At 71.3% G+C, this 7,697-nt stretch carries 6 protein-coding genes, 2 tRNA genes and 1 riboswitch; of the genes, 2 read left to right on the top strand and 6 right to left on the bottom strand.

Annotation, left to right across the window (positions count from 1 at the left end):
- Nucleotide 1: 1 nt before the first annotated feature.
- On the top strand, nucleotides 2–1,306 hold the full coding sequence (locus MA875_RS09840; RefSeq protein WP_248242108.1) for a hemolysin family protein: 1,305 nt from the start codon (nucleotides 2–4) through the stop codon (nucleotides 1,304–1,306).
- A gap of 21 nt (nucleotides 1,307–1,327) precedes the next feature.
- Here MA875_RS09840 and MA875_RS09845 read toward each other — a convergent pair whose 3' ends face one another.
- From MA875_RS09845 to MA875_RS09865, 5 genes are all read right to left on the bottom strand, one after another.
- Nucleotides 1,328–1,651, bottom strand: coding sequence for a DMT family transporter (locus MA875_RS09845; RefSeq protein WP_248242133.1), 324 nt, complete (start codon nucleotides 1,649–1,651; stop codon nucleotides 1,328–1,330).
- A gap of 12 nt (nucleotides 1,652–1,663) precedes the next feature.
- Nucleotides 1,664–1,728, bottom strand: a riboswitch (guanidine-III (ykkC-III) riboswitch).
- Nucleotides 1,729–1,821: 93 nt separating this feature from the next.
- Nucleotides 1,822–1,895: transfer RNA gene (locus MA875_RS09850), tRNA-Met, on the bottom strand.
- Between the two features lie 34 nt (nucleotides 1,896–1,929).
- Nucleotides 1,930–2,001 (bottom strand) — tRNA-Thr (locus MA875_RS09855).
- A gap of 64 nt (nucleotides 2,002–2,065) precedes the next feature.
- Nucleotides 2,066–3,508 (bottom strand): peptidoglycan DD-metalloendopeptidase family protein, encoded by a 1,443-nt coding sequence (locus MA875_RS09860; protein ID WP_248242109.1) that lies wholly within the window; start codon nucleotides 3,506–3,508, stop codon nucleotides 2,066–2,068.
- 168 nt (nucleotides 3,509–3,676) lie between these two features.
- Nucleotides 3,677–4,486, bottom strand: coding sequence for an inositol monophosphatase family protein (locus MA875_RS09865; protein ID WP_248242110.1), 810 nt, complete (start codon nucleotides 4,484–4,486; stop codon nucleotides 3,677–3,679).
- Nucleotides 4,487–4,559: 73 nt separating this feature from the next.
- Here MA875_RS09865 and MA875_RS09870 point away from each other — a divergent pair, with 73 nt between their 5' ends.
- Complete coding sequence (locus MA875_RS09870; RefSeq protein ID WP_248242111.1) at nucleotides 4,560–6,158, top strand: phytoene desaturase family protein; 1,599 nt, start codon at nucleotides 4,560–4,562, stop codon at nucleotides 6,156–6,158.
- Here the strand turns inward: MA875_RS09870 and MA875_RS09875 are convergent.
- Entirely contained in the window at nucleotides 6,155–7,453 is a 1,299-nt protein-coding gene (locus MA875_RS09875; RefSeq protein WP_248242112.1) for a hypothetical protein, read from the bottom strand. The two genes, MA875_RS09870 and MA875_RS09875, sit on opposite strands and share 4 nt — an antisense overlap.
- Nucleotides 7,454–7,697: the final 244 nt, after the last annotated feature.

Below are 7,697 nucleotides of genomic sequence, written 5' to 3' on the forward strand. Positions count from 1 at the left end.
GATGAACGGCGACCTCTTCCTCAACATCGCCCTCGTGGTGGTCTTCGTCCTCATCGGCGGGGTCTTCGCGGCCACCGAGATGGCGCTCGTGACCCTCCGCGACAGCCAGGTCAATGCCCTCGCCGCGCGCGGCAAGCGCGGCCAGAAGGTCGCAGACCTCGCTCGCAACCCCAACACCTTCCTCTCTGCGGTGCAGATCGGCGTGACGGTCGCCGGATTCGCCTCGGCCGCCTACGGCGCCTCGTCGATCGCCCCGAGCGTCGCACCGCTCTTCGTCTCCCTCGGTCTCGATGAGGGCTTGTCGCTCACGATCGCGACCGTGCTGCTGACGCTGATGATCGCCTATCTCTCGCTGGTGCTCGGAGAGCTCGTGCCCAAGCGCCTCGCGATCCAGCGCAACGCGCAGTTCGCCTACGGCGTCGCGCCGGTGCTGAACGGATTCGCCGTGCTCATGCGACCGGTGATCTGGCTGCTGTCGGTCTCGACGAACGCGGTCGTCCGCCTCCTCGGCGGCGACCCCCACAAGACGGGCGAGGAGCTCACGGAGGAGGAGCTGCGCGACATCGTCTCGAGCCACCAGGGGCTTCCCGAGGACGAGCGCCGCATCCTCGACGACGTGCTGTCACTGCGGGGTCGTCAGATCAGCGAGGTCATGCGTCCTCGACCCGAGGTGGTCGCCCTCGACCACGCCGAGGAGGTGGGAGAGGCCGCCGCGCGCGTGCGCGAGCTGCCGTACTCGCGCTACCCAGTGGTGGATCAGTCGATCGACGACATCACGGGATTCGTCCACGTCCGCGACCTGTTCGAGGCGGCGGCGGACGACCCGCGTCAGCCCATCGGGCCGCTCGTCCGCGCCATCCCGTACCTCCCGTCCACCGCCCGCGTGCTTCCGACGCTCACCGGCATGCGCGCGGCGGGCGATCAGATCGCCGTCGTGGTCGACGAGTACGGCGGCACCGACGGGATCGTTACGCTCGAGGACCTCGTCGAAGAGGTCGTGGGCGAGATCTTCGACGAGTACGACACCGATGCCGCGACGGGCGACCTCTCCGAGACCGGCGGAACCGTGGACGGACGCCTGAATCTGCAGGACTTCGAGGAGGCCACCGGCCTCACCCTTCCCCGGGGGTCCTCCGACACCATCGCCGGCTTCGTGCTGGAACGACTCGGACGTCTGGCCGTCGTCGGCGACACGGTGGAGGTCGACGGTGCGACGCTGCGCGTGACGGCCCTGGATCGCCGCCGCATCTCGGAGCTGGCGGTCACGCCGCACGCGGCCGCGACAGCGGTCGCGGGGGACGAGTGAACCGCCTCCTCCTCGCCCGGTCTACTCGGCGTCGCTGACGAGCTTCAGCCCGACGATGCATCCGACGAGGCCGATGATCAGCAGCATCCGGATCCAGGAGAAGTTCTCGTCGCCGGTGATCATCGCGTAGATCACCGTCAGCGACGCACCGATCCCGACCCAGACGGCGTAGGCGGTGCCGGTGGGGATCTCGCGCATCGCCCAGGCGAGCCCGCCCATGCTCGCCACGAGGGCGACGCCGAACACGATGCTCGGCCAGAGCTTGGTGAACCCCTCGCTCTTTCCGAGCGCCGTGGCCCAGACCGCCTCGAGGACGCCGGAGAGGAAGAGGATGATCCACGACATGACACTCGCCTCCATGGCCAGTCTTGTCGCTCTCCGGGTACTGATCCGTCGTCCGGGGATCCGGTCGGGATCCGTCGCCCACGCTACCGCCCTGTCCTGATCACCGCCTGGGCAGCGGGAGGCCGCGCCGCAAAGGCGAAAACCCCCGGATCTCCGGGGGTTTCTGTGTGTAGCAGGAGCGGGGCTCGAACCCGCGACCTCACGATTATGAGTCGTGCGCTCTCACCAACTGAGCTACCCTGCCGCGATACACCGGCAGCCAGATGCCGGATGCTGCGAGCCCCGAGTCAGGATTGAACTGACGACCCCTTCCTTACCATGGAAGTGCTCTGCCACTGAGCTATCGGGGCGTGCTGCCCTGCGCGGGCAACTCAACGAGAATACCAGAGCCAAGGCTCCTCGCTGAATCGACGGTCACCCTCCCGCGTGCTGCCGCAGCCACGGCAGCGGGTCGATCGGCGTGGTGCCGTTCATGAGCAGCTCGAAGTGGGTGTGAGCGCCGAACGAGCGACCCGTGTTCCCGGTTCGGCCGAGGATCGTGCCGACGGTCACCTGCTGACCCGGGACGACCTGCATCGAGTCGTACTCCATGTGCGCGTAATGGCTCGAGATCAACTGCCCGTCGATGACGTGGTCGATGATGACGTGCACGCCGTAGGCGCCGCCCGACTCACTGGCCACACGCACCGTGCCGTCCGCGATCGCCTGGATCGGCGCTCCGGCACCGGGGATGAAGTCCAGCCCCTCGTGCATCTTCCCCGATCGCATGCCGAAGCCGTAGCTGATCGGCACGCCGACCGCGAAGGGCCACTGAACGGCAGCGGTGGGGTCGTTGACGTAGAAGTTGGAGAAGTTCGTGATGCCCGACGCGGCGGCGAGGTCTGCCATCGTGACCGTCTCGTAGCTCTCACCACGGGCGATCTGCACGTTCTCCGTACCCGCGGGGGCGACGTACGCCTGGATCTCGTCCGGGTCGACGGAGAGGTCCGTCGATGCCGGCGCCATCGTCGACAGCGCTGCCGGTTCCGCACCGGTGGCGGCGGCCACCGCCTCGGCGGGAGTGGTGGTCGCGACGGCGAGGAGACCGACGATGCCCATGACGGTCACCGAGAACGATGCCGTGGCAGCGCGGCGGAATGCCGCCCCCCGCCCCGGACGACGACCACGGGATGCGGCGACGTGCGCGGCGATGTCGGGGGTCGCGGGCGCAGGGTCGTCGGCGGTCCGGCTCTGCTCGGCGGCCTCCTGCACCGGGGTTTCACCCGTGAAGCAGAACAGCCGCGCGGCGGCCTCGAACTCGTCATCCGTTCCGGGGGCCCGGTGGGGTGCGTCATCCGCGATGGGCAACGCCTCGTCGGCGACCGAGTGGCCCATCGGGGGCTCGAGGAGCCGGAACGGTCCGGTCGTGGCGGCAGCGTCGAGAAGGATCGCTCCGGTTCCCGCGGTGGAGGTCGCCGGGGACTCGGGATGCTCCGGGTCGGCCGCCTCGGCATCCGTCGACGACTCCTCGGCGGAGGCCTCCGGCACCTCGGTCACGCTCGCCCGGCCGGAGGTGAACGCGGTGGCGGTGGCGGTGACCGACGAGGCGGGCGAGTGCGCGATGTCAGCGGGGTCGCCGGTCGACGAGGCGGTCGCCGCGTCGGGCGGTGCCGTCGTCGCGAACACGGGGTTGACCAGGAACGGCTGCGCCGCGGCCCGGGCGCGCAGCGCGCGGCGCGTCAGCGCCGCCGGCGCGGCGGGCGGGTCGACGGGGGGCGCAGCGGTCGTGGTCTCCGCCGGGGTCAGAACGTCCGCGGTGGGGATTCGACTCGACCGGCGGGTGCGCGGGCGAAGAGCCGAGGATGAGTCGTGGGGCAAAACGGGGGCGTGCTTCCGAGTCGTTGCCGCGCATGGGGGTGCCCGGCAGGCGGTCGTTGGGGGATACTTCCGGTTCGGACACCGAAAAGTAACGAACGGATAAACACTACCCGGCGACGTCTGGGAATGCCATGTACGACACCGGGGCGCAAGCGCCCGCGCGGCGACTCAATCTGTGGTAAGGCTCAGCAGACGCTCGAAGACCCCCGGCCCGGCGGCCACGGTGAGGGGCCGAGCCGCGGCATCCGGCATCTCCACCCGCGCGAACCTGCCGCCCGCCTCGGTGACGAGCAACGCCCCCGCCGCGAAATCCCACGGCTGGAGGCCTCGCTCGAAATAGCCGTCGAGCCGCCCGGCGGCCACGAAGGCGAGATCCAGGGACGCCGCGCCGATGCGTCGGATGTCACGGGCGATCGTCATGGCGCGCCCCACGCGTGCCAGGTCGGAGGCGTGGGTGCTCGGGTCGTACCCGAAGCCGGTGGCCAGGAGCGCGCCGGCCGCCGCCGGCTCAGCGGTGACGGTGAGCCGGTCATCGTGCAGCCACGCGCCGTCGTCGCGGGTGGCGTGGAAGAGCTCACCGCTCGCGGGGTTGAAGACGGCCCCGGCGAGGGCGTCCCAGTGCTCGGGGTCGCTGCCGCCCGCGACAGCCGCCACGCTCACGGCATAGGACGGGATGCCGTAGGCGTAGTTCACCGTGCCGTCGATCGGGTCGATCACCCAGGTGACGTCGGAGTCGCCGCCGTGGGAGATCGGCTCGGCGCCCGACTCCTCTCCGAGGAATCCGTCCCCGGGTCGCTCGCGGCGAAGTCGATCGCGGATCAGCTGCTCCACCTCCCGGTCGGCCTCGGTGACGATGTCGGCGAGCGCGGATTTCGTCGCCGCAATCGCGACACCCTCGGTGCGGCGACGGCGGGCGAGCTCCCCCGCCTCCCTCGCGACGTCGACGGCCAGATCGTGCAGTTGCGCGGCGAGCGTCATGGCTCTCACGCTACCGCGAGGCTCCCTACGTGAGATCGGTGCGCCGCGGGGCGTGCGCCTCTACGGTGTAGTCATGTCTCTCCCCCGGGATGCCGCGACCCACGATGTCGTGATCGTCGGCGGCGGTCACAACGCCCTCGTCGCCGCCGCCTATCTCGCCGGCGCAGGTCACCGCGTCGTCGTCCTCGAACGCCTCGGCCACGTCGGCGGGGCCGCCGTCTCGGAGGAACCGTGGGAGGGCGTGGCCGCGCGTCTGTCGCGGTACTCGTACCTCGTGAGCCTTCTCCCCCGCGCGATCATCGACGATCTGGGGCTGCGCATCGAGCTGCGACGCCGGCGCCACTCCTTGTACACGCCCTCCCCCGCCGATCCCTCCCGCGGCATCCTCGTCGACCGAGGCGACGCGGCGGCCACGGCGCGCAGCTTCGCCCGCGCGACCGGCGACGCGGCGGAAGCCGACCGGTACGCCGCTTTCGGCGAGCGACTCCTCCCCCTCGCCCGCCGCGTCTTCCCGACGATGACCGAGCCCCTCCGCCGCCGCGCCGAGATGCGCTCGTTCCTCGGTGACGACGGGCTGTGGACGGATGTCGTCGACCGACCCCTGGGCGAGATGCTGCGTCATTCGCTCGAGACCGATCTCGCCCGCGGGATCGCCTTGACCGACGGGCTCATCGGCACGTTCGCCACCGCCGACGACGAGAGCCTCGCGCAGAACCGCTGCTTCCTCTACCACGTCATCGGCGGCGGGACCGGGGACTGGGATGTGCCCGTCGGCGGAATGGGGCGGGTGAGCGGAGAGCTGGCTCGCGCTGCGCGTGCGGCGGGTGCGGAGATCCGCACGTCCGCCGAGGTCACCGCGCTCGATCCCGACGGCGAGGTGAGGGTGACGGGGATCGGCGGGCGGAGCGAGACGCTCCGGGGCCGGCTGGTGCTGATGGGCGCCGGGCCCGCCGTGCTCGCCGACCTGCTGCGCGCCGGCGGCGCGGCGACCGAAGCGGCGCGGCCCACGCCCGAGGGCGCGCAGGTCAAGATCAACATGCTGCTGCGCCGACTCCCCCGCCTCCGCGACCCCGAGGTGTCGGCCGTCGCGGCCTTCTCGGGGACCTTCCACATCAACGAAACCCTGTCCCAGCTCGACCGAGCGCACGCCGCCGCCTCGGCGGGGGCGCTTCCCCATCCCCTGCCGGCGGAGATCTACTGCCATTCCCTCACCGACCCGTCGATCCTCGGCGAGCAGCTGCGCGCCGAGGGCGCCCAGACCCTGACGCTCTTCGGCCTCCAGGTGCCCCACCGGCTCGTCACCGGGCGCGACCCCGACGCCGCCCGGGCCGACGTGCTGGCTGCGGCGTCGGCGTCGCTGAACTCGGTCCTGGGCGAACCGGTCGAGGACTGCGTGTACACGGCCCCCGACGGCTCACCCTGCATCGAGGTGCGGACCACCGCCGATCTGGAGGAGTCGTTGCGGATGGTCGGCGGCGACATCTTCCACGGCGGACTCGATTGGCCCTGGGCGGATGACGACGCCGATCTGTCGGGCCCCGCGGCGCGATGGGGGGTGGACACCGGTCACGAGCGGATCCTGCTGTGCGGCTCGGGCGCCCGGCGGGGCGGTGCCGTCAGCGGGATCGGCGGACACAACGCGGCGATGGCCGCGCGAGAGCTCCTCGGCTAGTTGCGCGGCGGAAGCGGCGGCGGGGGCGGGAATCCCTCGTAGCCCTGCGCGCCCGGCGCCGGCGTCGGCGGGGGGAATGCCGGCGGGGCCGCGGAGTCGGGTGCGATCGGCACGAACGACTGCGCACCGGGCGAAGGACGACCGGTCTGGTAGGCCTGCCAGTCGGGGCTGCCGTCGGGAAGCATCGGCAGGGGCGTCCGACCGTCGGCGTACATCGGCCACGGGAGCAGTTCCTCCTCGGCCGGAGCGGGAGCGGCCGCCGTAGCGGGAGCCGGGGACGCGGACGGCGTCGGCGCATCGGCGACAGGAGCGTCGTCGGCTGCGGTCGCGTCGTCAGCGACGGAGGGAGCCGGAGCGGGTGCTACCGGCGCGTCGTGGGTCGGCGCCGTCGGACTCGGCGCGGCGGTGGCGGGCGCCGGGGGGAAGGGCGGGGATGCGCTCTGCGGCTGCCAGGCCGCCGGGGTCGGCGCAGGCGACGGCTGCGGCTGCCACGCCGGCTGCGCCGCCTCCGGCCAGGTCTGACCCTGGGGAGCGTGCGGGGCCCACGCGGGGATGACGCCGGTCGGCGAGCCGTCGCCGGCGGAATACCCGGGATACGAGGGGTACCCGGGGTGTCCGGCGTAGGAGGGCGCCACCGGCCGCGGCCGGCGCGGTGCGAAGAGCACGTTGATGAGCGGGAGGAGCGCGGTGCCCACCGCGGCGAGGATCGTGATCGACACGACGAAGCGCCAGTACAGGTCGCCCAGATCGGCGTACTCCGACAGCATCAGCGGGATCACCAGCATGATGGCCAGCGCGATCACGAGCACGATCGTCACGATCGCGATGACGCGGGTGAAGGTCGTGCGGTTCCGCGCGTACGCCTTGAGGAAGAGACGGATGTGCAGCAGCGCCAGCTGCAGGATCAGCACGATGAGGAGGAAGGACACGAAACGGCCGAATCCGGAGTAGGGGAAGCGCTCCGGCATCCAGATCATCACCGCCCCGATGAGAAGGGTCACGATCCACACGCCCATGCTGGCCAGCGCCAACCACACCGGACGGTTCGGTGCGAGGTTCGCATCGAGGATCGCGGCGCCTGCGAAACCGGCCAGCAGCAGCACGGTGAGGAACGCGCGGGCGACGATGCCGTTCTCCGGGCCGATCAGCACCCAGACGACGCACACGATCGCCGCGGCGATGAGCGCACCGATCGCGACCCAGATGGCCGCGCGGATGAGCGGCGACCGACCCGGCTCGTCCGCGTCCTGCGGAGCGGCGGGCGCGGACGTCTCGTGCGGCTGGGGCTGTGTCATCTCGGTCCTCTCGTCGACGCATGCCCATCCTGGCACGCGACGGCGGACGTGTCAGGCGGCCGAGACGCGCAGACGCCGAGAGCCCGGCCGAAGCCGGGCTCTGTGGGTGGCGAGTGAGGTGTGTGGGTTCACGACATAGGCGACAGGTGATCGGCGACACGTGAGTCGGGTCATAGGCGACAGACTCGGGCATGTCGTCGAAGCATCGGGTCGTGGTGTTGAAGATCGTCGCGGGGGGACTTAC

Origin of the sequence: Microbacterium kunmingense (assembly GCF_023155745.1) — a bacterium.
Lineage (GTDB): Bacteria > Actinomycetota > Actinomycetes > Actinomycetales > Microbacteriaceae > Microbacterium > Microbacterium kunmingense.

What these genes read in the sequence shown, in the direction of transcription:
- MA875_RS09840 (WP_248242108.1), top strand. Translation starts at nt 2, where the DNA reads ATGAACGGCGACCTCTTCCTCAACATCGCCCTCGTGGTGGTCTTCGTC.
- MA875_RS09845 (WP_248242133.1), bottom strand. Translation starts at nt 1,651, where the DNA reads ATGTCGTGGATCATCCTCTTCCTCTCCGGCGTCCTCGAGGCGGTCTGG.
- MA875_RS09865 (WP_248242110.1), bottom strand. Translation starts at nt 4,486, where the DNA reads ATGACGCTCGCCGCGCAACTGCACGATCTGGCCGTCGACGTCGCGAGG.
- MA875_RS09870 (WP_248242111.1), top strand. Translation starts at nt 4,560, where the DNA reads ATGTCTCTCCCCCGGGATGCCGCGACCCACGATGTCGTGATCGTCGGC.
- MA875_RS09875 (WP_248242112.1), bottom strand. Translation starts at nt 7,453, where the DNA reads ATGACACAGCCCCAGCCGCACGAGACGTCCGCGCCCGCCGCTCCGCAG.